The following is a 26,439-nucleotide window of genomic DNA, read 5'->3' on the forward strand; positions in this document are numbered from 1 at the left end:
TCATCCCCTACTATTATGGTAAGAAACATCCTTGAGCGTCTGATCCCAACCCAACGATGAAAAAGGTTCTCAGGTTCTAAAAACTGTATTACCTAATGAAAGTGGCGGTGCGGAGCTGATTTTGCGAAGCCCCGCCACTTTTTCACAAAAAGGGGAAATAATCCCCTTTCCGATTATCATACTTAATATCCATATGCCTCGACTTCAAATATTCTTGTCGCTTGGTCCCCACCTTGTGTTGGTTGTTGGACAGATAAGCGAATATATTGAGCTTTTGTCGTTGTAATGGGATGTTCTGAAATAGCAGCTGTATTATTTGTGATATTTACGGCTTTCGTCCAATTTTCCCCATCAAGACTTATCTCAACTGTGAATGCCCTTGTATTAAAGGCTGCTGGCTCTCCGCCTGCTTCTGCATGTTTGACAACAAATTTTGATAAATTAAACGCCTCACCGAAATCAACTTTTAACCAATGATTTGTACCAATGGCACACCATTTACTATTATTGGTTACATTCCCATCAATCGCGTACTTTGGTCCTTCAGAAGGAGAGCATTGTCCACTAGCAGTTGCAGTTTTATTCAGTGCAACGTTCGTAATGTTTTTTGCATCTTTTGAAACTGTAATAAAGCCTTCTTTTGTAAGAACGTCCTCTCCCTCGCTATTTTTAGCGATCAGGGTAACGGAGTACACTCCTTCTTCTTCATACGTTACAACTGGATTATGCTCAGTACTTACTGTAGGTGTGCCACCTTCAATCTGCCATTGAACTTCCTCTGTCGCTTCCGATGAATTGTTAAAGAATTGGATTTTTTCACCTGGTGCTACAACTGTTTGATTTACTTTAAAGTCTGCCTTTGGTTGTGGGTATTCAGGCCATTTAAACTTGACCTTCGCAGCTTCACCTCGAACAAAATCAGTCGTTACAGCTACAATTTCTAGGGAAGTCGCTGTTTCCTTACCACTTCTTCGTAAGTTCGAAATATAGTAAGCATTATTTGGAACTGCCCCGATAAATTCCTTTTCTTTATTAGGAAGAGTGCGATAAATTTCATAATGCTGAATATCACCCTCCACAGACTCCCATGATAATTCTAAATCCGTATATAGTCCTTCATTGAAAGTTGGATTTTTCATCTGGGCTTTCTTTGGTACATCTGGGATTTCTTTATCGCTATGTTTATTTGTAACTTTAATTTCTCCGATGTTCATTTGATAATCTTCAATTGCTTTATCACTCTCGAAGAATAGAGAAATCGTCGCAATTCGTTTTCCCTTATACTTGTTTAATTTAACTGTTTCTTTCATCCATTGATTTCGACTCTTTTTCTTAACATCAAAAAACACAAAATCATCAGGCTGATTTACAAAGCTTACACCAAGTTTCATATTAGGCTTTTTCATATCAGTTTTGTAAGTTACCGAGATCTCAGTATCTTTTTCAACTAGGAGATTCGTTTTATAAAGCTTCACATGTGTGGCATTTTCTTTCGTTAAGTTTCCAGAAACATTCAAAGAACTTCCACCGTAAAGCGCTGTATCCCAATCGAAGTCAACATCTAGAGGTTCTCCTTCGCTATCCTTTAACCAGCGCCATGTAGGTAAAATATCTTGTAAACTACGATTATTCCATTCTTCTTTACTTTGTATAGCACCATCTACTGCAAAGAATTTCCCACTACCTGTATTAAAGTGGGTCACAAACGGAAGCTCTTGAATGGCCGTTTTTGCATCAAAATAGTGAGCCATCCCTTTCCAGTCTCCATTTTCACCAGTCTTGCGAGGATCCCCAGCTTTTCCAGTCCAGAATTCCTGTTCTTTTTGATAGAACGCTTCCATTGTTTCAGTTGTTTTAAAAGCCCAGTCTGGACGGTAAATCCCTAATGAAGTCAATGGTTTTTGTTCTTCTGGGAAAATGCCTTTCCATGGAATGTTTGTGTTCGTTCCATTTGCCTCGACATCAATGCCAGTATATAGTTCATATGGACTTCTACCAATTTCTAGTGCCTTATCATGAGATGATTGTTGATTCGTCCACCAGAAATTTAAAAACATACTGTCAGAAATTTTGTCATTACCATCTTGTAAAAACATTTTATTACGATCTGTTAAATGATTTTGCCAACTAATTGCTCCGCTTTCAACCATTGAGTCATACCACATAATTTGCATATTTTTTGGCTTATTATCTTGAAGATATTTTAAAAACTGTTTTGTTTTTTGAGCAGTTTCTCTATTTCCACCTGCTGTTTCTTGGTTGACAAACCAGCCATCAAATCCGTAATATTCAGCAACCTCTAACAGTTTGTCAGCAGCAGGAAATGATTCATCCTCACGCTGTACAAGCATTTGGTCTACCCATTGTGCTTGTCCCCCGTAAGCTGTTGGGGGAAAGAAAACATTCCCTAAGATTGGAACGCCATTTTTATGAGAAGCATCAATTACATCAGCACTTGGAGGAGTAATAATTCCTTCTCCAGCAGAACCCGCCCAATACACCATTAAATCAACATACTGCCAGTAGCTAAAAGTATTGGCAAAAAATTCATTTCCACCTTGAGATGGAACCCCACTCGTGTTGGGATTTAATGCCGATAATGCAACCAATTTTGCTTCTGACTGTGACGTTTCATTTACACTGAAAACAACTTCTCTATCAGCTAATGGAATAGTACTTTTGTTATATACAGCGTCAGGATCACTTTTTGGACTCCATTTTAATAATGTTCCAGGATACCAATAAGATGATTCCGGCTGTTTTGCAAAACCGGTAATCGGAAGTACACAAACTATAAGCAAACTTAAGAACGCAGTGATAAGACCATATCTAATTTTCAACAAATTCCCACTCCTGTTATTAAGATTATTTTTTCCAACCTCTGTAACAACCAAGATGCGGTAATGTTTCTTAACTTATATGCTGTTTTCTTGTAGCTTTTTATAAAGCGGACTTCCTTTAACTGCAAAACCACATAAACTTAATACAAATTCACTAAACATCGAATTTGCCCATGAGAACCACTCTCTCGTAAATTCTTCTGGTTGATCCGCATTAAAGCCCTCATGCATAAATCCAGTTCCGCCATCTGACTGCTTCATCATCTCCAAAATTCTCTTTTTATCAGAAACATCTGTAGATGTCATCCCCTCAATTGCTAATGAAATATGCCAAATATAATGATCCGGTGTATGGGGACTTCCAATTCCATTGGCCACTTTTCCTTCATAAAAGTATGGATTATCCCTACTTAATAAAAAGTTACGAGTATTCTGATAGGTTTTATCATCAAATTGGCACCAGCCAAGATATGGAGCTGCTAGTAAACTAGGAACGTTCGCATCATCCATAAGATGATACCTACCCATTCCATCTGTTTCATAGACATATAAATCTCCATAAATCGGATGTTCTAACACGGCAAATTTTTCTATTCCTTCTTTGATCTCAGAAGCTAGTTGCTCACATTGCTTTGCAAGACTTTCATCTTTTAAAACTTCTTTACAAATCTCTGACGCATAACCTAGTACTACTACCGCAAACATATTTGCAGGTACTAAATAACCATATAAACAAGCATCATCACTTGGTCTAAATCCACTCCAAGTCATTCCTGTTCTCACAGTTTTAGATCCTTTTCCATCTCTGTTCAGAGTATCTGATTGTCTTACATCCATTCTTTCAAAGCTATATGTTGATTCATCCTCATGATTTTGTTCAACTTTCCAAACATGCAAAATCTGGTTTAATGCTTTTATAAATGTGCCATCAAAGTAGGATGTTCTTCCAGTTGACTTCCATAAAAGATAAGCAAGTTGAATCGGATAGCAAAGTGAGTCAATTTCATATTTACGTTCCCATGTCATTGAGGACATATCCGTTTTATCCTCTTGATGGCCTTTTCCATTAGCAATTACATTGAATGCATTTGCATATGGGTCATGAACGATATAGTTCATTTGACGGCGGACAACACCTTCAATTAGTTTCGCCATTTCTTCGTCCTCTTCAGCAGCAAGTAGATATGGGCGTACTTGGGCAGCAGAATCTCTTAACCACATTGCTGGTATATCACCTGTAATAACAAATGTTGTTCCATCTTCTTGTGGCTTTAATGTTGTTTCATACGTATTCACAAAGCATTGTTCAAACATTTCCTGAAGCTTTTTATCTTCAGGAAAATGCTCCTTCACCTTATCAATTAATTGTGTTAGTGATTGTGGGATTGTAGTCTCAGTAATCATTTCCTTCACTCCTTCACTTGCCAACCAAGGCTAATAATTTCAAACGGTTTTACTTTTTCTTGAATTTGCGTATTTTCATACTGCTCTTTCACACTTTCAATGATCGTACTCTTATAACTAGTTGTACCTTGCATTGGTTGAGCAATGACCATTGTGTCTTTTTCAGATGTGTTAAACCATCGAGCAATTACGTCATCTCTTTCCTCCGCTAACTTGATAGATGAGATTGCTAACGATTTACCTTCCCAAGTGAAAAATGTCTTTTCGATTGGAAGTATCCCCTCATGCACATCTGTTTGCACAACAATCACAGGCACTTGGAAGTCATAGGCCTCTTTGAATGCCTCTGATTCAACCACTGTCCCTTTATGAGGGATAACCATCCACTCCGCTTGGTACGTTCCGATACATTGAGCCTCTGGTGTCGGAAACAGACCCCAATCGCCTAATTCAGAAGTTGAACGCAGAATCGTAACGGCTATAGTTTGTTGTTCCTCAAGGATTTCATACTCATGTAATCCTTTGTTCGCAATTGTCATCCCATGCTCTCCGTCTGTTACACTTACAAAAGCCTGTTGATGATGATCAAAGCTAGGGTTCTCCCACTCTCTTTCAGGTGTATTAGGACGTTTTACTACTTCAAAAATACTATCCGCATAATGTTCATTCGTAGCCAGATCAGTAGGGAATAGCACACGTAAACGATGATCCTTTGCTTGGTTTTCAATTGTAACCTTAACAGAAGGTCCCTTTGCTTTTTGATCTAACTGAATATGTGTAATTAAACGAATGGTTACATTTTCAGAAGATCGACCTGATTGTCTGTCCTTATGCCAAACTAATCGTTCTTTTTCTTGTTGAAATTGTTCATCGGCTTCTTTTGGAATCTCCCACTCATGAACAAGTTCTATAACGGAGCGTAATGAATGGTCTTCAACTACTCTTATCTGTGCTTTCAAATCTTTCGTAGTAAGAGGAACTTCACCATTCGGTTTCCTAAACATATATTCGTTACCGATGTCCCCGCTATTTTCATAGATTCCTAGATTTTCGAATACTTTCCCAGTCTCTTTGTCAGTCAACGTATACGAACCATTTTCATGAATCAATAAATGGACATATTCATTCTCCATTTCATGAGCACTTCGCTTAATCGATGGCTGTTCATTCAAGTTCGTTTCCGTGGCAAGTTTAATATAATATGTTTTATACCCATAGCCCGGAAGAGATTCAGCTAGGAATGTTAATTTGATCGTTCTTGCATAATATGGACGTCGGAAACCATCCTCAGGTAGGTCATATCCAAACCGAATACCAAGATCCTCTGTTTTACAGACATGTTCTGTGCCATTCTTATCAACCAAATGAATACTAGGTAAATCCTTCGAACGAAGAAAATCTGGAATCTCTGAAAAAGGCATCTCTGAAAAATAGACTTTTTCTAGTTGAACTTCCTTTTCGATAACCACATCTCGTGTATTTCCTGATGTGTTAAAAACGACAACTGGAATCATATCCTCATCAACACCACTTTGTTTCGTTGAAATATGAGATACAACTTCATTGGCTTTTTCCTCGATAATAGCTTCTGCAGTCTGCTGAACCCTCTCAAAACGAGTTACCATTTCTCGATGTACTTCATCTACACTACAACCGCAAATACTGTCATGTGGATGATTTTCCATCAAAGTTTTCCATGCATAACGCAAATAATCACGTGGATATTCATGACCAAGTAAATATGAAAACACAGATAGTGGCTCAGCCACTTTTTCTAATAGTGTTTGACTCTCTTGATTCATCTGCTTTAAATAAATTCGAGCAGAAGCTGTATTTACAAGCGTTGACCATCCATCTGTCAGTTGATTTCGCAATTCACCTAAAATCGTCTGGAGTTGTTCTGGTAAGGAGCGCTGAAGTACTTCTAAATATTCATCAAAACTAGAATGTATAAACGTAGTATCTGGGAAAAGTTCTTTAGCCACTTTGATTGCTTCACCTATATCCGCTTGAACTGGTTGATGATCACACCCATTCATGAAAAGAAGATGTGGTGTTGAAGAATATTTCTTAGCATCAGCTAGCTTTGTTTCCCAATACGTTTTCGCACTCTCTTTATCTACAGGTACTTCATTGCCGTTTGAATACCAATTGGCAAACAATACTCCAAGCACAGCCGAACCATCTGGCGACTCCCACTTAAGTTCTGAATATGGCGATTCAAATGTTTTCGTATCGCTCACCATATTATTAAAGCCTGTTGGTTTTACACCTCTCCCAAACGCAGCAGTTTTAATATCAGCTTGCAGAAGCAATTGAGGTGCTTGTCCGTAAATACCAAATGTATCCGGGAAGTACCCTAACTTTGACACAGCACCGTATTCCTTCGCATCTTGTAAACCGTACAACATATTTCTGACATTCGCTTCTGAGCTTGTTAAAAATGCGTCTTGTAACACATACCAAGGACCAATATGAAGCTTTTTTTCTTGTATTAACTTCTTAACTATTTCCTTTTTATCAGGACGAATTTGGAAATAATCTTCCAAGATAATCGTTTGTCCATCTAAATGAAAACTCTGAAAATCTTCTCCTTTTTCAAACAAATCGATTAGTGTATCCATTAACTTTACTAAGTAGTAACGATGCTTTTCAAAAGACATATACCATTCCCGATCCCAGTGAGAGTGAGAAATAATATGCGCAGTATTCTTAGATTCCATTTTGTTTCCCTCCTATATCTCAATCCTTCGACAGGATCGTAGCCGCAGCTCCTTTTACTCCTGCTAGTGCACCATGACTGGCTTTTTCTATCTTTAGTAATTGACTATGTTGGTCTAAAAGGTAATTTGGTAGTTTTTCACTAACCATTTTATAAAATACGGGCTGTCCGATGATAACTCCACCACCTAATATGAGTAGCTCAGGATTCAGTGCTTGCATTGCTTGGCTGAGCCCCAATGCTAAATGAGTGGAAGCTTCCTCAATAACCAATTGGGCAATATGGTCATTTTCATGGAATTGAGCAAAAAGATCTTTGCTGTTCCAATTAGGATCTACTGGCTTTCCTTCTGCTGCCATTCTATCTTTCCAAATACGGGTCAGAGCAGTCCCAGATGCAAGTGTCTCCAAACATCCTTGTTTGCCACAGCCACAAACGAGACCTTCAGGCTGGATTACGCTATGCCCAATTTCACCAGCACCAGATAGGGCACCTTCATATAACGACTCATTTATTATGATTCCCCCACCAATTCCAGTGCTAACTGTTACATAGAGTACATGTTTATATGTATCTCTATAAGTAAAAAAGTACTCTCCAAACGCGGCTGCATCGGCATCATTCAAAATTCTTACCGGCAATCCGAAAACGCTATCAATTTTATGTACTATTGGATAACCATGCCACGATTTTAGATTGGGTGGATTTAGTACGATTCCTTGTTTCGAGTCTAGCGGACCCGGAGCACCTATACCTATTCCTCTAATGGCTGGGAATTGTTGCATGAATTCTTTCACACACGAAATAATCAAGTCTGTAGCGTAATCTGGACCATATTCAACCTTGGTCGGAAATTCATGTGTTGTTAGGACGTTTCCATCCTCTTGTACAACGCCAATCGCTATTTTCGTTCCTCCAATATCAATGCCAATAGCAGTTTTCATGTACAATCTCCTTCTTCTAATTTTTCTTCCCATTAACGATATGTTTCAGCAAGTTAATAGTCAACAATCCTGGAGATAGTGATAAGCTTTTTCCATATAATCTAAAATTTATCCATAATTTCTAGGTTGGTGGATTTTTAGATTATGACTTGTTCAATGTGGAAAGTAAAAATGAGCCGAGCAGATCCATGCGATGAAATTTCGAATAATCGAACGTATGCTATAAAATACGGTGAGTAACGGAGAATCGAGTCAACTTAGTGATGTGAAAGACATCTTTACTGGCTTTTTAGACACTTATTATAGAATTAATTTCTAACTTTTGTGAGAGGTATAATACTCGCTAATGTTGATGAGCATAGGTTATGTATGTGGGAAATTTCGAAAACGATAGCTTTTTTAGAAAAGTCGTTAGCCTAGTTGTCAAATAGAAAAGATATGTTACTGATAGAGGAACTATTCTACATGTTTCTGTAGATAGCTAAAGTTACTGCCTTCGGATTTTTAGAACGTATCTTCAAAGTTCGTAATTTAACGTTTTTTCGACAAAAAACGCAAATCAACAAATACTTTGGACGTAATTTTATAAGCATTTTCTAATAAAGATCGTTAAAACCAAGAAACGATTCATGGTATTACCCTTGCTTTTTGGCTAATGGTTCGTATATCCGACAGCTTATAGCCAACACTCACATCGAGTTGATAACTATATCCTGCGCACAAAAAAAGTCGGTTCAAGTATTTCTTGAACCGACTTTAATCATTAATAAATAGTTGTATTTTCCGGAGTCGTTGTTTCGATAATTTCCTTCACCCGTGCAAGGAACCTTCCGCTAACGAGGCCATCGAGAATGCGATGATCTAACGATAAACAAAGGTTAACCATATCGCGAACGGCAATCATTCCATCAATAATAACAGGTCGTTTTACGATTGATTCGACTTGAAGGATGGCTGCTTGTGGATGGTTAATAATCCCCATTGACTGTATTGAGCCGAATGAACCAGTATTATTGACCGTGAACGTACCACCTTGCATTTCATCGGATGTAATCTTGCCAGATCTAACTTTTTGAGCAAGCTCTGTGATTTCCCGGGCAATCCCTTTGATTGTTTTTTCATCAGCATGTTTAATAACGGGTACGAATAAAGCCGTATCTGTCGCAACAGCTATGGAGATATTAATATCCTTTTTCTGGATAATTTTATCTCCTGCCCACATCGAGTTGATTTCAGGGAATTCCTTCAAGCTTTGCGCTACAGCTTTTACGAAGAATGCGAAATAGGTTAAATTATAGCCTTCTCTTTGCTTAAACTCCTGCTTTATTGATTCACGATAGCGAACTAGATTTGTTGCATCCACTTCTACCATCATCCAGGCATGTGGTATCTCGTGTTTACTTTTTTGCATATTTGCTGCAATTGCTTTCCGAACACCATTGACAGGAATTTCAATGTCTCCCACTGCAGTGTGAATAGCAGGAGCTTGTGTAGTAGTTTGAAGCGGCCCTTGCTTTAGTTCAGGTACAGAGACTGACGGTTGATTTAAAGTCGGTTTAGGTATATTGCCTGATTCAATCAGCTTTAACAGGTCCTTCCTCGTAATACGACCTTCTTTTCCAGTTCCTTTAACCTGATGCAAATCAATGCCATTTTCCTGTGATATTTTTAATACTGCTGGAGAATATCTGGCTTTTAAAATACTTACATCACCAGCAACTACTTGTGTTGTGCCCTCATTTTTATCTTCACTATGGATGGTTTCGTTTGCTTGTGTTTCGCTACCTTCAACTTCAATTGAACAAATCACTTCGCCAACCGCTAATATTTCATCTTCTGCAGCCTTTAATTCTTTAATCACACCTGTAAAAGAAGATGGGATTTCCGCGTTCACTTTATCAGTCATCACTTCAGCAATTGCCTCATATTTGTTTACAGAATCACCCGGTTTAACTAGCCATTTACTGATTGTGCCTTCTGTCACACTTTCACCAAGCTGAGGCATTTTCATTTGTTCGATTGTCATAATCCTTACCCTCCTTACTGATGTCCCTTAATATTCAGCAAGCTCTCTCATCGCTTTTTCTACTTTATCCGGATTGACCATAAAATATTTTTCCATTGTTGGAGCATATGGCATTGCTGGAACATCTGGACCTGCGAGTCGCATAATTGGTGCATCAAGGTCAAATAAACAGTTTTCTGCAATAATCGCACTCACTTCACTCATGATGCTTCCTTCTTTCGTGTCCTCTGTAATCAGCAATACCTTCCCTGTTTTCGCTGCTGCTTCTATAATTGCTTCTTGATCTAATGGATAAACCGTTCGTAAGTCTAGTACATGTACGGAGATTCCATCACTTGCTAATTTTTCAGCAGCTTGCAGGGCAAAATGAACGCAAAGTCCGTATGTAATCACTGTAATATCTTCACCTTGCCGTTTCACATCTGCTTTTCCAATTGGCAATACATAATCATCATCAGGGACTTCACCTTTGATCAGACGGTACGCACGTTTATGTTCAAAGAAAAGCACTGGGTCATTATCCCTGATTGCTGCTTTTAATAATCCTTTCACATCATAAGGCGTTGATGGCATAACAATTTTCAATCCAGGCTGATTGGCAAAAATGGCCTCAACCGATTGCGAATGATAAAGTGCCCCGTGAACACCACCGCCATAAGGGGCACGGATTACGATTGGGCAATCCCAATCATTATTCGAACGATAGCGAATTTTTGCCGCCTCGGAAATGATTTGATTGACTGCAGGCAAAATGAAATCAGCAAACTGCATTTCGGCAATCGGTCGCATCCCGTACATAGCCGCACCAATTCCGACACCTGCTATAGCCGATTCAGCAAGTGGAGTATCAATTACTCGTTCTTCACCAAATTGATCATATAAACCATGTGTTGCTTTAAACACGCCGCCTTTTTTCCCAACATCTTCTCCCAAGACGAATACGCGTGAATCACGCTCCATCTCTTCACGTATTGCTGTTGTTACAGCATCAATATATGAAATTACCGGCATCCCATTTCCCCCTTACTTTTCGTATACGTAGTCTAGTGTACTTTCTGCTTTTGCATATGGTGCATTTTCCGCATAGTCCGTTGCTTCGTTGATCGTTTTCATAATGTCATCATTCATTTGCTTTTCAAGTTCGTCATTTAATAGGCCAATTTCCTTTAAATAAGCACCAAATGTGATGATTGCATCTTTCGTTTTGGCTTGGGCCACTTCATCTGAAGTACGGTAACTGCTATCATCATCGTCACTTGAATGCGGAGTTAACCGATACGAAACCGTCTCAACAAGGGTCGGTCCTTCTCCTCTATGGCAACGATCTGCTGCTTCTTTAACGGCACGATATACCGCTAATGGGTCATTTCCGTCGACGGTAACCCCTGGCATTCCATAGCCAATCGCACGGTCTGAGACATTTTCACATGCGAGCTGCTTTTCAATCGGCACGGAAATGGCATACTTATTGTTTTCACACATGAAAATAACTGGAAGTTTATGTACACCTGCAAAGTTCGCTCCTTCATGGAAATCACCTTGATTGGAAGAGCCTTCGCCAAAAGTTGTAAACGTAACGAAATCTTTACCTTCCATCTTGCCAGCTAAAGCAATTCCAACGGCATGTGGAACCTGGGTTGTAACAGGTGATGAACCCGTTACAATTCGATTTTTCTTCTGTCCAAAATGCCCTGGCATTTGTCGTCCGGCCGAGTTTGGATCTTCTGCCTTAGCAAAGGCTGATAACATCAACTCTCTTGCTGTCATTCCGAATGTTAAGACCACACCTACATCTCGATAATAGGGTAAGATATAGTCTTTTTCACGATCGAGAGCAAAGGCTGCACCCACTTGGGCCGCTTCTTGTCCTTGACATGACACAACAAATGGAATTTTACCAGAACGATTTAAAAGCCACATCCGCTCATCAATACGCCGTGATAACAACATTACCTTATACATTTCAAGTACCTTCTCATCACTAATCCCTAACTCTTTATGACGATTTTTAACCATTTTTTTACCTCCTCTTTAGAAAAGCTAAAAGCGCCTTGAATAACCTAAATATTAGCATATGACAAACAGGCCGAATGGGTGGTAGTCACCCTTCTCATCCAATTGTTTGGCTTGTAATCTCGTAGGTTTTGGCTACTTTAGCTAGACATTAAAACTCATATTTAAAGATTTATTTTATTTCACCAAACTACTTATAAGTGAAGTGCTAAGCCATCTACCGCTAAAGCTGCTTCGCCAATTGCCTCTGACAACGTCGGATGTGGATGAATCGTTTTCGCGACTTCCCAAGGTGTCGCATCAAGTACTCGGGCTAATCCAGCTTCAGTGATCATATCTGTTACATGTGGCCCAATCATATGCACACCAAGAATATCATTCGTTGCTTTGTCTGCAATGATTTTGACAAATCCATCCGATTGTCCGTATACAAGCGCCTTGCCAATTGCTTTAAAAGGAAATTTACCAACCTTTACTTCGTATCCGTTTTCCTTTGCAAAAGCTTCCGTATAGCCGACACTAGCAGCCTCTGGACTTGAATAGATACACTTGGGTACAAGGGAATAGTCAATCGGCGCTGGATGATCTCCCTTGATATGTTCTACCGCTGTTATTCCCTCATGACTAGCTACATGGGCAAGTTGTAAGCCGCCGATACAATCACCAATCGCATAAATATGTGATTCCTTTGTTTGATAATATGAGTTCGTTTTAATGAAGCCTTTTTCCACGATAATTTCTGTATTCTCTATTCCAATCCCGGAAACATTTGCTGATCTACCTACGGACACTAGGATTTTTTCAGCTGAAAATTCCTTCGTTTCACCATTAATTTCTGCAGAAATGGATGCTGTCTCTGATTTATTTAACGTTTCTGGTAACACTTTTGCTCCTGTAATGATCTTTACACCTTTCTTCTTTAACAGACGCTGCATTTCTTTAGAAACATCATCATCTTCAGTTGGGATAATTCGATTAGCATATTCAATCACTGTAACATCAGCACCGAAATCGCAAAGCATTGAAGCCCATTCGATTCCAATCACTCCACCGCCTACAATAATAATAGATTGAGGGATTTGTTCGAGTTGAAGTGCTTCATCAGAAGTAAGGACAAATTGCCCGTCGATCTCAAGACTTGGGAGTGTTCTAGGTCTTGAACCGGTCGCGATTATCACATTTTTGGGAAGTAGCATCTCGTTCTCCGAGCCATCATTCATTTCTACAGAAATCGTTCCTGGTATCGGTGAAAAAATAGAGGGGCCTAGAATACGGCCGATTCCTTCATATATATCAATTTTCCCTTGTTTCATTAAATGTTGCACGCCACTGTATAACTGATCGACAATTTTTGTTTTTCGTTCTTGAACTTTCAAGAAATCTAGTTTCACTTCACCAGTCATTATTCCGTATTCTTCACTTTTTTTCGCGACTGTAAATACTTCCGCACTTCGTAATAATGCCTTAGAAGGTATACATCCCTTGTGAAGGCAGGTACCGCCAAGCTTTCCTTTTTCAACAACAGCTGTTTTTAAGCCTAGCTGTGTTGCACGAATTGCTGCGACGTAACCTCCAGTACCGCCTCCTAGGATGACGAGATCATACTCTTTGGCCATAATAGCCCTCCTTCATTTCATCTGTACACATTAACAGCGTTTAGCTGCTTTCCTAAATACTCCTTCGCTGTCTCTCGACCATCAAGTACTCTTAATGCACCTTCTGCTAACGCTTGTAATTCATTTTCTCCCGGATGAACAGTCACATCTGCAATCCAGCTGATTTTTTGGGAAATGCCGTTAACAAAACGTCTACTATAGGCAAGACCCCCAGTTAAAACAATACAATCCACTTTTCCGGAAAGCACGGTCGCAGCTGAACCAATTTCCTTTGCTATCTGATAAGCCATGGCTTCATAGACTAGCTCTGCATGCTTATCACCTTGTTCTATCTTTTTTTCTACGATCATGGCATTATTGGTGCCAAGATACCCAACAAGTCCGCTTTGTCCTACTAATTTCCCCATTACTTCTTCACGGAAATAATCGCCTGAGAAACAAAGTCGCACAAGATCGCCCATTGGTACGGTCCCAGCACGCGCTGGGCTAAAAGGTCCATCACCATCAAGCCCGTTGTTAACATCTATCACTTTGCCACCTTTATGAACACCTATTGTGATTCCACCGCCCATATGGACAACAATGGCATTTAATTCTTCATAGCCTTTTCCTAATTCAGCAGCCGCTTTTCTTGCTGCCGCTTTCTGATTTAGTGCGTGGAATATACTTTTACGTTCAATCAAAGGTGATCCTGATATTCTCGCAATCGGTTCGAGCTCATCCACTACGACCGGATCGACAATAAAGCTAGGGATATTTAAACCACTGGCTATTGCATAGGCAAGGATACCACCCAAATTAGAGACGTGCTGACCATTATAGCCGTTTCTTAAATCTTCAAGCATCTCTTTATTGACCGTATAGGTGCCACCTTCGATTGGCCGTAATAATCCACCTCTTCCACACACTGCATCTATTTTTGAAAGATTAATTTCTTCTTTATCTAAGGCAGCAAGTATCATCTGTTTTCTAAAATGATCTTGCTCATTAATTGATTTAAATTCAGCGATTATTTCTTTATCATGCGCAATCGTTCGTTCCATTACAGGCAGATTATTTTCATATACGCCAAATTTCGTCGATGTAACAGCAGGATTAATAACAAGAATTCGATATCTAGATACTTGCAAAATCATGAACCTCCTAAGAAAAGCGCAAATACCTTATTAACCTAAAGGCTAACATGCGGCAAACAAACTGTATGGAGAGTGCTTTTTTTCTCCCCATCAAATTGCTTAGCTCATGAATAGAGTGGTAGGCTGCTTTCACTAGTCACAAAAACTGATTGAAAAAACTTGTACGTTCTTACATGTTAAAAAAATCATCTCCGGTCTTTGGTTACAAGCAAACACTTTATATTAATCCAAGAACTGTGGAGAGATGAAGCAGTCATACATCACCTATTTTTTTTTGATTCAAATTGAGATGTATGAACTTCAAGAAACATATCGCAGTTTATTTTCTACGATTTAATATATGCTTCTCATTTTGAAGAAATTGACTTCTAGAATTACTCATTCTCTTAATTCGTTCTTCAGCCATGCGGTCTGCAGCAAGGTAAGTCGGAATATTATCACGTTTTGCGATTTCAATGACCTTCTCGATGGTGTTATAGACGCCTTCTACCTTTTTCATGGCACGCTCGCGGTTGTAGCCGTATAATTCATCAGCAACGTTTATGACTCCACCTGCATTGATCACGTAGTCCGGTGCATAAACGATTCCCAATTCGTGAATTTGATCACCATGACGTGGATCTTTCAATTGGTTATTTGCAGATCCAGCAATTACTTTTGCTTTCATTTGTGAAATCGTTTGATCATTGATAACAGCACCAAGCGCACATGGTGCATAAATATCACATTCTACTCCATAAATTTCATCTGGATTGACAGCACGAGCACCAAATTTCTCAACTGCACGCTGTACTGCATCTTTATTAATATCCGTTACGATCAGTTTCGCGCCTTCTTCATGTAAATATTGCAGTAAAGTATAGGCTACATTTCCAACACCCTGCACAGCAACTGTTTTTCCTTCCAATGAATCTGTGCCAAAGGCTTCCTTCGCCGCTGCTTTCATGCCTTGATAAACACCGAAAGCCGTTACTGGCGAAGGATTTCCTGAGGATCCGAACGCTGGTGAAATACCCGTTACAAAATCGGTTTCTTCATGAATCAAGTCCATGTCAGCCACTGTCGTTCCTACATCTTCAGCTGTAATGTAACGACCATTTAATCCTTGAATATAACGACCAAACGCTCTGAACATTTCATCGTTTTTATCTTTCTTTGGATCGCCGATAATAACGGTCTTACCACCGCCGAGGTTTAATCCTGCCGCAGCATTTTTGTAAGTCATTCCTTTAGCAAGTCTCAGTGCATCCTCAATGGCTGCTTCCTCTGACTCATACGTCCACATTCTTGTACCGCCAAGAGCAGGTCCAAGCGTTGTATCGTGAATCGCAATGATTGCTTTCAATCCCGATTGTTTATCCTGACAGAATAAAAGTTGTTCGTAGTCATATTTCTCTAGGTAAGTAAAAATCTCCATGAAAATTCCTCCTAAATAAAGTGAAACTTCAATCAATGGGCGTATTACAGCCTGTTAAACCGGGATAAAGGAAGCAAGTTTAACATTTCCCACTTCACCAAATCCCGGCCCCAACCACCTTCTTGATTTTCAACACATTAAGTAGATATGCAAGATGCATGCCAATTTTGTATGGCCGCTACAATCTAATTTGGATAACGATCTTTTAAAAATAATATGCAAATATTTGCACATCATGAAATTTATTGCGTGTCAACATTTTCAAGTCCATGCTTTTCCATCTTATAATAGAGGTTACGAACTGAAACGCCTAACATTTTTGCCGTATTTGTTTTATTTCCTGAGTTTTTCATTAGAGCTTGTTTAATAATCTGATATTCATAACGATCCATCTGTTCACTAAGGGGCTCATTCTCTGACTGTAAGTGATTTTTTTTAAATGGTGAGTCTTTACAGCCTTGATTATAGGATTCGATAAAATCAGGAATATGATGCTCTTCGATAATTGTTTCATTTAATTTCATAAAGATAATCGTCCGTCCAAGAATGTTTTCTAGCTCTCTTACATTCCCGGGCCAATCGTGTTGTTTTAATCGTTCAATTGCGAGATCACTAATCCCTTCAATCATTCGACCATATTCTTGATTGATTTTTTGAATTAAATGGAGAGCTAGCTCTTTCATATCTTTCTTCCGGTTCCTTAAAGGCGAAATACGAATCGGCATCTGGTTCATTCTAAAGTACAAATCCTCGCGAAAGCTACCATCAGAAATTGCTTTTTCCAAATTAATATTTGTCGCTGCAATCACACGGATATTTATTGGGATCGGAGTTGTTCCTCCCACCCTAACAATTTCATTCTCCTGCAGCACTCGTAATAATTTTGCTTGCATATTTCCTTTCAATTCACCAATTTCATCGAGAAAAATACTGCCATTATTCGCTTCTTCAAAATAGCCTTTTTTCCCACCGCGTTTAGCTCCAGTAAACGCCCCTTCATCATAGCCAAATAACTCACTTTCAAGAAGCGTTTCTGAAATCGTTGCACAGTTTACTCGAACGAACTTGTTATACTTTCTGTCGCTTGCATTATGTATCGCATGCGCAAACAATTCTTTTCCTGTTCCGGATTCACCACGAAGGAGTACTGTCGCCGGCGTTTTCGCACAAAGCTTTGCCTGTTCAATTGGTAAACTCATTTCCTCTGATTTTCCAATAATATCAGCAAAGTTATATTTCGCTTCCAAGGTTCTGATTATTTGCCTAGCTCGAGTTAATTCAGCCGTTAACTGCTGAATTTCTGTGACATCATGAACGACACCGACACTTCCTTTCAGACGTCCATCAACAATGACTGGCGCAACATTGACAATCACATCTTTCCGATTAGGGCCCAATCTCATATTAATGCCTCTGACAGGTCTTCTCGTTTGTAAGACTCGCATATGCATGCTGTCTCCTTCATAAATATCCGCAGTTGCAGGTTTACCAATAATTTCTTTACGGCTTAAGCCAGTAATTCTCGTATATGCGGGATTGATAATCAGCCCCCGCCCTTTCTCATCCACGACGGATATGGCATCATTACTTGACTGGATAATTGCCTCAAGCAATGTCTGCACTTCCTTAAGGTCCGTTATTTGCTCCGCTAAATCAACAGCTTCGGTAATATCCTTGAAAACTGCAAACGCCCCGATTATTTCGTTTTGTTCATCAAGCAACGGTATTCGTGTCGTAATGATTTTCAGGCCATTTTCAAGCACTTGTTCTTTATTTACTTCGGTTCGATTCGTCTGAAGAATTTTTGGGAGCCTGCTATTATGGATTACCTCATGAATATGCATACCCATTACGTCTTCCCGTACCTTTTCTGTCATTCGTTCTGCACTACGGTTAAACAACATGATATAGCCACGCTTATCAATAACAATCATCCCATCATTTGTCGTATTGAAAATGAGGTCATGCTTATACAATTGTTTTTTAAGCGTTTCGATTAGTAATTTTTTTTCTTGAAAAAGCTCAGATATGAGATATGCGACATTACCAGGAATCAACAAAAAGTTCCCCTGCCCTGCTTTCCTGATCTCTTGAAATACCTGTTCATATCCTGTTGCTTCGATAATCACATCAATCGATTCCATATTTACAGATGTCCAATCAGTAGTGGTTGGAATAGACAGTTTTTTTGCATACACCATCCCTTCTGCATTTTCATTGATATCAACAACAAAAGATACTAAAAACAGCGGACTTTCATGTAGCATTCGCAAAATTGCTGTTCCACATGGTCCTGCCCCAACGATCATTACTTGCTGCATGAATACCACCTCGGCTATATCTGCAATTTTCTTCACAATATGTCCATTAATAAACGCAATTTTTTTCAACAATACCCCTATTTTAATGAATTAGTTGTCACTTGACAAATCTAAAGCTTCCCTTATCATATAAAATAAGACATCCTATCATAATAAGGCACAATACTTAGTTCCAAATTTCTCAATTTGAGGGGTTTTTATTTATGAAACGAGCTATCGCTTTTCTTATCCTTTTCATACCCGGTGCACTTGCCGCCTACGGAATTAAAATAATGCGAGACATGGTGTTTGGGATCTCGCAATTTCCCTTCCCAGCCCTTTGGGTTCAATTTTTAGTTGGTTTGCTTCTAACCATTGGCGGGATTGGGTTTATCGCAGGATTTGTGCTTCATCGCGACCGAAAGAAAGAAAAGGTACAAACAAGATTTAAAGTATAAAAAAGAGGCTGTCCTAAAAAAAGGAGCTGACCCAACTATAAGCTTACAGTTTATCATGATATTCACACTTCATTTAAACTGTGTACACTAGTTGCTGGTCTGATCCTTTATTTTTTAAGACATCCTCTTTTTTGTATGAAGGACATAGGGGCGAGGCTTCGCGATTTATTAATATAGCCAATCTATCTGGCAGGTATACTTCTTTTATCGAGAAAGCATCCAAAATCCAGTTTCACACCGCCACCGTTGTGATTAGGCGAGTGCAGCATGTACAGGGTGAATTCTTCAGAGTAAATGGTCGCATTTTAACGCCATTTTTGTTTTGTTCTTTTTCAATTATTGTGCTTCTATCGTATTTCGTAATTTTACTGCTCGCTCTGGAAAATCAGTTATAAATGCGCTGATGCCCATTTCGAAAAGATGTCTCATTTTATCTTCTTTATTAATCGTATAAGGACGGACTGCTACACCTTCTTTCATTGACGCTGCAACGACTGCATCAGGTGCCGCGTGAATAGAAGGGTGAATCGCTTTCGCCCCAATTGATGTAGCATATATCCATGGCATATATAAGCCATCCCGATAAAGTGGCGCTGTTTCAATCTCTGGGGCAAGTCGGTATGCGTGCACAAGACTATAATGATTAAAAGAAGACAAAATGACCCGCTTTTCCATGGAGTACGTCCGCACTAAAGCGATAACTTTCTCTTCAAGACCTAAGTATGGATAAACGCTATTTTTCAGTTCAATATTTAAAATCATATTCGTCCCTTGAATCCAAGCAAGCACTTCCTCTAGGTTAGGAATCGTAGCGTCCGCGAACTGCTTCCGAAACTTATATCCCGCCCCTAATACTTGCAGATCATTCCACATATAATCTTTCACATTTCCTTTACCTGTCGTTGTGCGGTCCAATAATTCATCGTGAATCACAACCACTTCACCATCTTTGGAAAGTTGTACATCTAACTCAATTCCATCAGCTCCTACTCTGTAAGCCTCGTAAAAGGAAACCATTGTATTCTCTGGGTGCGTTCCGGCGGCTCCCCTATGAGCAAATATTTGAGTCATGCCTAATTCCTCCCAAGTTAAATTCATTTAAAATGCAAGTATTTGTTCCACTTAAGCAAGCCTCTTTTACCATCTTGTTCAACTGGTTTTATATGTTTCTAACCATATTTTCTCAGCCAGCCAAATTTTCAGACTACATACCGGTTACCACTACAGCTTCATAAAGCGAAACCTCAATCAGTGAGGCTTTTCTTCATTCCCCACCTTACGCTTCTTTGCTTCCTTTAAGCCCTGAGGTGGGGTCTTACTGCCCGTTAAAGCGGGATAAAAATATTGATATGCTCTTTTAGCCAGAATCTCGGCGACAAAACGGAGGGTATTCACAAAAGGAGACAATCTTCCGTATATCAGCTACGGATGAGGCTAATATGTTATGAGAGACCATTCTTTAATTTTTCCCAACCCATTCCGCAATCGCTTTCTTTTATAAAAGTCATTTTTCATTGCTTAATCCTTTCACAACCAATTGAATACATGATCTATTCGATTGTATGAAGTTTTTAGAACGAGTCGTAACGGTTCACCTAGTACCCATAAAAAAAGCAGCTTCGCCCATATCGGATAAACCCGATAACTCGAAAGTGCCTATAATTATCAGGATTACTTCTTAATGGCAAGAATATCTAAATTCTAACCCTCTCAAGAAGCCTTATGTTCTAACCGCAATTTATCCGCTACCATGGCGATGAATTCCGAATTTGTTGGTTTTGCTTTGGACATGGAAACTGTATAGCCAAATAAGGAAGAAATGGATTCAATATTGCCCCGACTCCAAGCAACTTCAATGGCGTGACGAATTGCGCGTTCCACTCTACTTGCCGTTGTATTATATTTCTTAGCAATATCAGGATATAGAACTTTTGTGATAGACCCTAGTAACTCAATATCATTATAGACCATTGAAATCGCTTCCCTTAAATACATATAGCCTTTAATATGAGCAGGAACACCAATTTCGTGGATAATACTGGTGATGTTAGCATCAAGATTTCTTGGTTTGGATTCAACTGGGCGATATCCTAGTTGTGAAGATTTATTCGTCATTTGATTACTTTTTCCACTTACCTGGCGAATATGCCCCCCTAAGTTTTCCATATCAAATGGTTTAAGGATGAAATACGCAGCTCCAAGATCAACCGCTTTCTTTGTTACGTCTTCTTGACCAAAAGCAGTTAACATAATGACATTCGGCATAGAACCACGTTTCATTTCCCTTAATTTTTCCAAAACCGCAAGGCCATCTAAATGCGGCATGATAATATCTAATATAAGTATATCAGGTTCGATATTTTCTAGAAGATTTAAACAGTCCTGTCCGTTATAAGATACACCAATTACTTCCATATCTTCCTGAGATGAAATATATTCATCCAATAAGGAAACCAGTTCTTTATTATCATCCACAATACATACCTTAATTTTCTTCACTATTGAATTCCTCCTCAACTACAATTGGTCATTTTTTCTATTATTTCTAAAAACATTGTAATTGAAATTTTCGACATAGGAAACTAAATTCCTTTTAATTTTATAAAATTTATAAAAAATCAATATTTTTCTCATAAATTCACTTGTTTTCGACCCTGTTCGCTAAACAATATAGGCTTTGTCGAATATTCTTTATTTCTTATTTTATTCTACCATAATAAAGGAATAAAACGGATTGATATGCATAAAATATTTGACAATCCTTTTTGTGAACAGGAAAAGGAGCCCAGACTGGAGGCTCCTTTGTTCAACTTGCTTTCTCTTTAGGACTAGATTTTTCATATATATCAATGCCGGCCTCGTTTAGCATCCATTCAATATGGACACCATACCCACTCGTTGGATCATTGACGAAAACATGGGTCACAGCACCGACTAATTTTCCATTTTGAATAATAGGACTACCACTCATTCCTTGAACAATCCCACCAGTTTTCTCTAGTAACTTTTTATCAGTTACCTTTAAAACAATCCCTTTAATAGCTGGGAATTTCTGTGGTATCGTACTGACAATTTCAATATCGAATTCCTCTACTTTTGAACCGTCTAGTACGGTTAGTATCTTTGCTGGTCCTTCTTTTACTTCATGGGATAAAGTAATTGGCAGAGGTTTATCTGCAATCCCATTTCCGACTTCCTTTTTCATTTGCCCAAAAATTCCAAATGGGCTATTTCTGTTAATATTACCGATTACTTCTTTATTTGACGAGAATCGAGCTAATTTTTCACCCGGATCTCCGTTGCTTCCTTTTTCAATGGATGTTACAGTTGATTGAACAATTTGTCCGTCTTTTACAACAATTGGTTTTTTCGTATCCATATCTGAAATAACATGGCCGAGTGCCCCATATTTTTTTGTTTCAGGATGGTAAAATGTCATCGTGCCAATTCCAGCGGCTGAGTCGCGAATATAAAGTCCAAGCTTGTACGTGCCTTCATTTTCATCTTTTAATGGTAAAAGAGTTGTCTTAAAGCTTTCTTTCTCACGTGATATCACAAGTTGAAGGGGTTCACCTTTTTCACCTGCTTGTTGTACATAAGGGGTTACATCAGACATTTTTTTGATTGTCTGGCCATTTATTTTGGTAATAATATCACCTATCATGACATGTGCTGCTTCACCAGGTGATTTCTTGCCTTCACCTGTTGCCACTAGATGGTGTCCAACTACTAATACTCCGAGCGTATTTAATTTCACACCAATCGACTGTCCTCCAGGAGTCACCTTGAAATCCTTTAATACATGAACATCCACTTTCTTGACTGGGAATCCAGCAACATTCAGAAGCAGTTCGCTCGTTCCAGGTTTATCTGCGTCAAGTGTCAGCAAACCTGTTTCATCTTGAACAGTTACCCCTTCTTCATTTGAATGAGTTGTCGCATGAACAGCCAAATTATTACGGATGCTATATTGTTCACCTTCGAAAAGGACAATTTTTTTAGGAATTGAAAAATACTCGCGAAATGGTTGATACAATCCTAATGTCAATAGCGAAACAAGGAGAATTCCACCGATAATTCTTTTGATCCATTGTTTGTACAATCTTTTTCACTCCCCTCGCTTTTGCTTCAAATCCTAAATGGCTACACCTTTAATGTAGCCCTCACAGCAAGCATTTATAACTCTGGGCAAAAATAAAAGCTATCCGTTTTTGGATAGCTTTTCAATGAAAAATATTGTGAAATTACGAATAAAGTGAAACTTCCATAAGCGATGACCTTCCGCTAATGGTTAGTTGAACCAATCGGGGTTTTACAGGCTGTTAAATCGGGATAAGAGACTATACCCCAGCAGTCTGTTTAATTTTCTCCGTCTGTTGTAAAAGTTCTTCAGCATGTTGTTTGGTTAAATCGGTAATCTCAACACCAGAAATCATTCGACCAATTTCCTTTACCTTGTCGGAATACTTTAATGGATGAACAGATGTATTCGTCCTGCCTGCCTTAATATTTTTTGCTATATAAAGGTGCGTATCTGCCATTGCAGCGACTTGTGGTAAGTGAGAAATACAAAGTACTTGTGAATCAATGGCCACTTTATAGATTTTTTCAGCAATGGATTGGGCTACTCTACCACTGACCCCTGTGTCCACTTCATCAAAAATAATCGATGTAATCCCTTGATGTTTGGAAAAAATACTTTTTAATGCAAGCATAATACGCGATAATTCTCCGCCTGAAGCAATTTTAGACAATGGCTTTAGTGGTTCTCCAGGATTCGTGCTAATATAAAACTCCATCTCATCCAATCCGTTGCGTCCAATTGTAGAGGAGTCCCCTTCACTAAACGAAAAGGCTGTGTGATGGAAATGAGCTTCAAATACCGTTTTTTGCATATGAAGTTCTTTTAATTCCTGTTGTATTTTCTTTGTCAGTTGTCTGGCATATTTTTCACGTAGTTCACTTACGTTTTTGGCTTCTAATAACAAATCAGCCTTTACCGATTTTATTTGTGACTCAAGCTTAAAAATATGAGTTTCACGATTCAAAAGTGTTTCAATTTCTTCTTCAATTGCGGCACCGTATACAACAATCTCTTCAATCGTGCCCCCATATTTCCGTTTCAGCTGATTAATTTCATTCAAGCGACTTTCAATAAGATCTAGACGTTCTGAGTCATATTCAAGAGCATCAAGCTGTTCACGAATAGAAGAAATTGCATCTTCAAGAACGTAATAACTATTCGAGACTGGCTCTGTAATGGTTTTAACCGTCTCATCAAGATCTGCAGCCTCTTCAAGATTATTCATCGCAACAGATAGCCAATCAAGCCCTCTTTGCTCCCCCGATAATGCTAAATAGCTTGTTTGTAGGGCTTCATGAATTTTTTCAAAGTTATTGATTTTCTTTCTTTCTTCAGACAGCTCTTCATCCTCATTTAACTTTAAATTCGCCCGCTGAATTTCATCAAATTGAAATTGAATTAAATCCAAACGATGAACCATTTGTTGTTCGTTTTGGCTTAATTTCTGTAGTTGTTTCATCGCATGATCATATTCTTTATAGAGCTTTTGGTATTCCCCTAGTGCCTTGGCAATTCTTTCTCCGCCAAATTGATCGAGCAGTTGCAGATGAAGACGTTCATCCATCAGTTCTTGATGTTCATGCTGGCCATGAATATCGATCAGCGTTCTACCAATTTCACGTAGCAGTGCTATCGTCACAAGCTTGCCATTTACCCTGCAGACACTTTTACCATTTGTCGACATATCTCGGCGCAACACGAGCATTCCATCGCTAATCTCGATCCCTAATTCCGAAGCTTTTTGATAAACCGGATGGAGTTCGTCGTCAATTTGAAATAGCCCTTCAATTTCCGCTTTTTTTTCCCCATGTCTAATAAACTCTGCAGATCCTCTACCGCCAACTAACAGGTGAATCGCATCGATAATGATCGATTTACCAGCACCCGTTTCTCCTGTTAAAACAGTCAAGCCCTTCTCTAACGAAACTGAAAGGGCTTCAATAATTGCAAAGTTTCTTATTGAAAGTTCTGTTAACAAACTCTCATCACCTCTTTTGTCTTCATTAGAGCATGTCTAAAAATCGATTAGAAATTTCCTCAGTATCTTCTGGAGTACGACAAATGATTAAGCATGTATCATCGCCACAAATCGTCCCTAATATTTCTTCCCAATCTAAATGATCAATTAAGGCACCTATTGCCTGAGCATTACCTGGCAAGGTTTTTAATACGAGAAAATGGCTCGCCGAATCAATCTTGACAAATGCATCTATCAGCATTCGTTTTAATTTCTGAAGCGGATTAAAGCGCTGGTCTGCAGGTAGACTGTATTTGTATCTACCATCCATTAGCGGTACTTTCACGAGATGCAGTTCCTTAATATCTCTTGAAATCGTCGCTTGCGTGATAGAAAAGCCAGCATTTTTCAACGCATCCACTAAATCATCTTGCGTTTCTATATCATTATTCGTGATGATATCTCGAATCCTTATATGTCGTTGACCTTTGTTCATCTATTTAAAGCACCTCTAAGTTAGCAGTTCAATTCACTTGGACTGCGAATATTTATTATATAAATAATGTTAGCGGATTTAGTTGGATTTGTACAATTTTTTCTTGTATTCGAAAGCATTTATTTGAATAAGTATCTGTAAAAAAAGCTCCGTCAACAGTTTTACTGCATCGGGAGCTCTCCTACTCATTCATCATTTTTCGTTTGCTTTAATTCTTGATGAGCATTTTGAACAATTTCTTCAACCGACTGCTTCAAGTAATTCTCACCTTGATCTTTTTCGCCTTGCCACTTAAGATGCAAAAGGAATTCGATATTCCCTTCGCCACCTTTAATCGGAGAAAAAGAAGCGTCATGAATATCATATCCCTCACCTTGAGCGAAATGAATAATTTTATCCATAACCTCACGATGAATTTTTACATCACGAACAATTCCTTTTTTACCTACTTGATCCTTGCCTGCCTCAAATTGAGGTTTAACAAGGGCGACAACATCACTATTAGCCACCAATAATGTTTTCAAGACAGGTAAGATCAATGTAAGCGAGATAAATGAAACATCAATGCTCGCAAAATTAGGCATTTCCCCATCAAGGTCAGCAGGTGTGACGTAGCGGAAATTTGTTCTTTCCATTACCTTCACTCGCTCATCTTGCCTTAGCTTCCAGGCGAGCTGATTGTAACCCACATCAAGCGCGTAAGACATTTGCGCTCCATTTTGTAGGGCACAGTCAGTGAATCCTCCTGTTGAAGCTCCAATATCAAGCAGTACTTTTCCTTCAACAGATAAATCAAACTGTTTCAATGCTTTCTCTAGCTTTAGCCCACCTCTAGATACATAAGGCATGACCTTCCCTTTGATAGTAAGTACTAAATCAGTTGAAACCTTTTCACCCGGTTTCTCTAATCTTTCCTCATTTCCATAAACAAGGCCCGCCATAATCATTCGTTTTGCTTTTTCCCGAGTCTCTGCCAACCCAGATTCAACAAGTAAAATATCAAGTCTTTCTTTTTTCAGTTTCATT

The 26,439-nt window shown here is 38.9% G+C and carries 18 protein-coding genes; 1 reads left to right on the plus strand and 17 read right to left on the minus strand.

Annotation, left to right across the window (positions count from 1 at the left end; genetic code table 11):
* Positions 1 to 182: 182 nt before the first annotated feature.
* The 11 genes from AC1MGI_RS17870 to AC1MGI_RS17920 form a co-directional block, all read right to left on the minus strand.
* Positions 183 to 2,843, minus strand: coding sequence for an endo-beta-N-acetylglucosaminidase (locus AC1MGI_RS17870; protein ID WP_480346712.1), 2,661 nt, complete (start codon positions 2,841 to 2,843; stop codon positions 183 to 185).
* Positions 2,844 to 2,915: 72 nt separating this feature from the next.
* Entirely contained in the window at positions 2,916 to 4,244 is a 1,329-nt protein-coding gene (locus tag AC1MGI_RS17875) for a glycoside hydrolase family 125 protein (RefSeq protein ID WP_480346714.1), read from the minus strand.
* A gap of 5 nt (positions 4,245 to 4,249) precedes the next feature.
* The gene (locus AC1MGI_RS17880; RefSeq protein WP_480346716.1) at positions 4,250 to 6,967 is read right to left on the minus strand and encodes an alpha-mannosidase; all 2,718 of its coding nucleotides are present in this window, start codon (positions 6,965 to 6,967) and stop codon (positions 4,250 to 4,252) included.
* Between the two features lie 19 nt (positions 6,968 to 6,986).
* Entirely contained in the window at positions 6,987 to 7,910 is a 924-nt protein-coding gene (locus tag AC1MGI_RS17885; RefSeq protein WP_480346718.1) for an ROK family protein, read from the minus strand.
* A 763-nt stretch (positions 7,911 to 8,673) separates the two neighbouring features.
* Positions 8,674 to 9,936, minus strand: coding sequence for a dihydrolipoamide acetyltransferase family protein (locus AC1MGI_RS17890; RefSeq protein WP_480346719.1), 1,263 nt, complete (start codon positions 9,934 to 9,936; stop codon positions 8,674 to 8,676).
* Positions 9,937 to 9,963: 27 nt separating this feature from the next.
* Complete coding sequence (locus AC1MGI_RS17895; RefSeq protein ID WP_062178203.1) at positions 9,964 to 10,947, minus strand: alpha-ketoacid dehydrogenase subunit beta; 984 nt, start codon at positions 10,945 to 10,947, stop codon at positions 9,964 to 9,966.
* A gap of 12 nt (positions 10,948 to 10,959) precedes the next feature.
* Positions 10,960 to 11,952 (minus strand): thiamine pyrophosphate-dependent dehydrogenase E1 component subunit alpha, encoded by a 993-nt coding sequence (locus AC1MGI_RS17900; protein WP_480346721.1) that lies wholly within the window; start codon positions 11,950 to 11,952, stop codon positions 10,960 to 10,962.
* 191 nt (positions 11,953 to 12,143) lie between these two features.
* Positions 12,144 to 13,565 carry a dihydrolipoyl dehydrogenase gene (gene lpdA / locus AC1MGI_RS17905; RefSeq protein WP_480346723.1) on the minus strand — a complete coding sequence of 474 codons (1,422 nt, stop codon included), beginning with the start codon at positions 13,563 to 13,565 and terminating at the stop codon, positions 12,144 to 12,146.
* A 17-nt stretch (positions 13,566 to 13,582) separates the two neighbouring features.
* The gene (buk, locus tag AC1MGI_RS17910) at positions 13,583 to 14,695 is read right to left on the minus strand and encodes a butyrate kinase (protein ID WP_480349856.1); all 1,113 of its coding nucleotides are present in this window, start codon (positions 14,693 to 14,695) and stop codon (positions 13,583 to 13,585) included.
* Between the two features lie 325 nt (positions 14,696 to 15,020).
* Positions 15,021 to 16,118, minus strand: coding sequence for a branched-chain amino acid dehydrogenase (bcd, locus tag AC1MGI_RS17915; RefSeq protein ID WP_480346725.1), 1,098 nt, complete (start codon positions 16,116 to 16,118; stop codon positions 15,021 to 15,023).
* Positions 16,119 to 16,360: 242 nt separating this feature from the next.
* Positions 16,361 to 18,439: a sigma-54 interaction domain-containing protein gene (locus AC1MGI_RS17920; protein ID WP_480349857.1), complete on the minus strand. Its 2,079-nt coding sequence runs from the start codon at positions 18,437 to 18,439 to the stop codon at positions 16,361 to 16,363.
* Positions 18,440 to 18,642: 203 nt separating this feature from the next.
* Between AC1MGI_RS17920 and AC1MGI_RS17925 the strand changes: the two genes are divergently transcribed.
* Positions 18,643 to 18,876: a DUF2627 domain-containing protein gene (locus AC1MGI_RS17925; RefSeq protein ID WP_028391721.1), complete on the plus strand. Its 234-nt coding sequence runs from the start codon at positions 18,643 to 18,645 to the stop codon at positions 18,874 to 18,876.
* A gap of 336 nt (positions 18,877 to 19,212) precedes the next feature.
* Here AC1MGI_RS17925 and AC1MGI_RS17930 read toward each other — a convergent pair whose 3' ends face one another.
* The 6 genes from AC1MGI_RS17930 to AC1MGI_RS17955 all read right to left on the minus strand — a co-directional run bounded on the left by AC1MGI_RS17930 (position 19,213) and on the right by AC1MGI_RS17955 (position 26,438).
* Entirely contained in the window at positions 19,213 to 19,947 is a 735-nt protein-coding gene (locus AC1MGI_RS17930; RefSeq protein WP_480346727.1) for a glycerophosphodiester phosphodiesterase, read from the minus strand.
* Between the two features lie 639 nt (positions 19,948 to 20,586).
* A complete protein-coding gene (gene spo0A / locus AC1MGI_RS17935; protein ID WP_480346729.1) occupies positions 20,587 to 21,375 on the minus strand; it encodes a sporulation transcription factor Spo0A in 789 nt (262 codons plus the stop codon).
* A 307-nt stretch (positions 21,376 to 21,682) separates the two neighbouring features.
* Entirely contained in the window at positions 21,683 to 22,978 is a 1,296-nt protein-coding gene (spoIVB, locus tag AC1MGI_RS17940; RefSeq protein WP_480346731.1) for a SpoIVB peptidase, read from the minus strand.
* Positions 22,979 to 23,216: 238 nt separating this feature from the next.
* Positions 23,217 to 24,938 (minus strand): DNA repair protein RecN, encoded by a 1,722-nt coding sequence (gene recN, locus AC1MGI_RS17945; protein WP_480346733.1) that lies wholly within the window; start codon positions 24,936 to 24,938, stop codon positions 23,217 to 23,219.
* A gap of 25 nt (positions 24,939 to 24,963) precedes the next feature.
* Entirely contained in the window at positions 24,964 to 25,413 is a 450-nt protein-coding gene (gene ahrC, locus AC1MGI_RS17950; protein WP_062178174.1) for a transcriptional regulator AhrC/ArgR, read from the minus strand.
* A 185-nt stretch (positions 25,414 to 25,598) separates the two neighbouring features.
* The gene (locus AC1MGI_RS17955) at positions 25,599 to 26,438 is read right to left on the minus strand and encodes a TlyA family RNA methyltransferase (RefSeq protein WP_480346735.1); all 840 of its coding nucleotides are present in this window, start codon (positions 26,436 to 26,438) and stop codon (positions 25,599 to 25,601) included.
* Between the last annotated feature and the right edge of the window lies 1 nt (position 26,439).

It is taken from the genome of Peribacillus sp. BM1 (genome assembly GCF_056679975.1).

What these genes read in the sequence shown, in the direction of transcription:
- AC1MGI_RS17920 (WP_480349857.1), bottom strand. Translation starts at nt 18,439, where the DNA reads ATGCAGCAAGTAATGATCGTTGGGGCAGGACCATGTGGAACAGCAATT.
- AC1MGI_RS17890 (WP_480346719.1), bottom strand. Translation starts at nt 9,936, where the DNA reads ATGACAATCGAACAAATGAAAATGCCTCAGCTTGGTGAAAGTGTGACA.
- AC1MGI_RS17955 (WP_480346735.1), bottom strand. Translation starts at nt 26,438, where the DNA reads ATGAAACTGAAAAAAGAAAGACTTGATATTTTACTTGTTGAATCTGGG.
- AC1MGI_RS17875 (WP_480346714.1), bottom strand. Translation starts at nt 4,244, where the DNA reads ATGATTACTGAGACTACAATCCCACAATCACTAACACAATTAATTGAT.
- ahrC (WP_062178174.1), bottom strand. Translation starts at nt 25,413, where the DNA reads ATGAACAAAGGTCAACGACATATAAGGATTCGAGATATCATCACGAAT.
- AC1MGI_RS17895 (WP_062178203.1), bottom strand. Translation starts at nt 10,947, where the DNA reads ATGCCGGTAATTTCATATATTGATGCTGTAACAACAGCAATACGTGAA.
- AC1MGI_RS17880 (WP_480346716.1), bottom strand. Translation starts at nt 6,967, where the DNA reads ATGGAATCTAAGAATACTGCGCATATTATTTCTCACTCTCACTGGGAT.
- AC1MGI_RS17930 (WP_480346727.1), bottom strand. Translation starts at nt 19,947, where the DNA reads ATGACTCAAATATTTGCTCATAGGGGAGCCGCCGGAACGCACCCAGAG.
- AC1MGI_RS17900 (WP_480346721.1), bottom strand. Translation starts at nt 11,952, where the DNA reads ATGGTTAAAAATCGTCATAAAGAGTTAGGGATTAGTGATGAGAAGGTA.
- lpdA (WP_480346723.1), bottom strand. Translation starts at nt 13,565, where the DNA reads ATGGCCAAAGAGTATGATCTCGTCATCCTAGGAGGCGGTACTGGAGGT.
- AC1MGI_RS17885 (WP_480346718.1), bottom strand. Translation starts at nt 7,910, where the DNA reads ATGAAAACTGCTATTGGCATTGATATTGGAGGAACGAAAATAGCGATT.
- AC1MGI_RS17925 (WP_028391721.1), top strand. Translation starts at nt 18,643, where the DNA reads ATGAAACGAGCTATCGCTTTTCTTATCCTTTTCATACCCGGTGCACTT.
- bcd (WP_480346725.1), bottom strand. Translation starts at nt 16,118, where the DNA reads ATGGAGATTTTTACTTACCTAGAGAAATATGACTACGAACAACTTTTA.